Source organism: Streptomyces sp. NPDC005574 (assembly GCF_040605435.1).
In the GTDB taxonomy this organism is placed as follows: domain Bacteria; phylum Actinomycetota; class Actinomycetes; order Streptomycetales; family Streptomycetaceae; genus Streptomyces.
The window spans coordinates 1-1,437 of the sequence record NZ_JBEXCW010000324.1 but is presented as its reverse complement, the minus strand read 5'-3'; the positions used below and the strand labels follow the sequence as shown (position 1 = coordinate 1,437).

General features: G+C 67.3%; 1 protein-coding gene and 1 pseudogene. One reads left to right on the top strand and one right to left on the bottom strand.

The features are described from left to right. Window positions 1-140: 140 nt before the first annotated feature. The gene (locus ABZT03_RS44500) at window positions 141-872 is read left to right on the top strand and encodes an IS30 family transposase (RefSeq protein WP_356050047.1); all 732 of its coding nucleotides are present in this window, start codon (window positions 141-143) and stop codon (window positions 870-872) included. A gap of 15 nt (window positions 873-887) precedes the next feature. Here ABZT03_RS44500 and ABZT03_RS44495 read toward each other — a convergent pair. Continuing rightward, window positions 888-1,346: pseudogene (locus ABZT03_RS44495) on the bottom strand (transposase); the annotation flags it as partial. Window positions 1,347-1,437 lie beyond the last annotated feature (91 nt).

Genomic DNA, 1,437 nt, shown 5'->3' with positions numbered 1-1,437 from the left:
TCGACCGTCTCCCGCGAGATCGCCCGTATCGGAGGCCGGGATCGCTACCGTGCCGCATCCGCCGATGCCGCCGCCTACGCGCGTGGGCGCCGGCCCAAGCAGGCCAAGCTCGCCCAACGACCGGCTCTGCGCGCGCACTGGTGGAGGCGAAGCTGGCTCTGTGCTGGTCGCCCGAGCAGATTGCAGGGTGGCTGCGACTCCAGTTCCCCGGTGACGCCTCCATGCAGGTCTCCCATGAAGCGATCTACCTCTCGCTCTACGACCCCCGTCGCCGCCAGGCAATTGACCGCAGCCTCACTCAGCGGCTGCGGTCAGCCAGGCCCATGCGCCGCCCGAAGATCGCCCGTCGGCCTACCGGGCGGGGCATCATCCGCGGCATGGTGTCCATCACCGCCCGCCCCGCCGAGGTCGAAGACCGCAAGATCCCGGGACATTGGGAGGGCGATCTCGTGATGGGCACCCGGCCCTCGGCAGTCGCCACGCTCGTCGAGCGCACCAGCCGCTACACGACCATCGTCGCGCTGCCCGAGGGCATCAAGGCTGCGCAGATCACTCCGCACCTCACCAGGAGCCTCCTCGGCATCCCGCCCCACCTGCGGCGGACTCTCACCTGGGATCGAGGCCGGGAGATAGCCGAGCACCAGGCCATCACCACCGAGACCAGGATGCCAATCTACCTCTGCAAGCCGCGGAGCCCATGGCAGCGCGGCACCAACGAGAACACCAACCGGCTGCTTCGGCAGTCCTCCCCAAGGGCGCCGACCTCCGCAGGTTCAGCCAGGCCGATCTGGACGCCATCGCTCACGAACTCAACCACCGTCCGCGCAAGACCCACGGCTACCGCACTCGGGTCTGTCAAACGAGCGGTGTAACTGCGGTTATTGGAGTTACTGACGGGCTGCGGAGAGGCGGCCGTCGAGGGTGATGTCGAAGGCGTTGAGTGCGGTCTTCCAGCGCATGGTCCAGCGGGCTTGTCCCTTGCCGGTGGGGTCGAGCGACATGATGGCCATGTAGACGCACTTCAAGGCGGCCTGCTCGTTGGGGAAGTGTCCGCGCGCCTTGACCGCCCGGCGGATCCGCGCGTTCACCGACTCGATCGCGTTCGTCGTGCAGACGATGCGGCGGATCTCGGTGGTGAAGCGGAACAACGGGGTGAACTCCTCCCACGCGTTCTCCCAAAGCCTGACGATCGCCGGATATTTCTTGCCCCAGGCGTCGGCGAACTCGGCGAACCGATCGAGTGCCGCCTCCTCGGTCGCCGCGGTGTAGACGGGCTTGAGGACACGCGTGATCTTGTCCCAGTCCTGGCGGGCGGCATAGCGGAAGGAGTTCCGCAGCAGGTGAAGCCGTCAAGAAACAACCTGGTGGTTATCGGTGCCGACTGAGGTGAGCAGGTCGGCTGCGGTGGGGTGTCGGTGCTCGGCGGGGACGATGTCG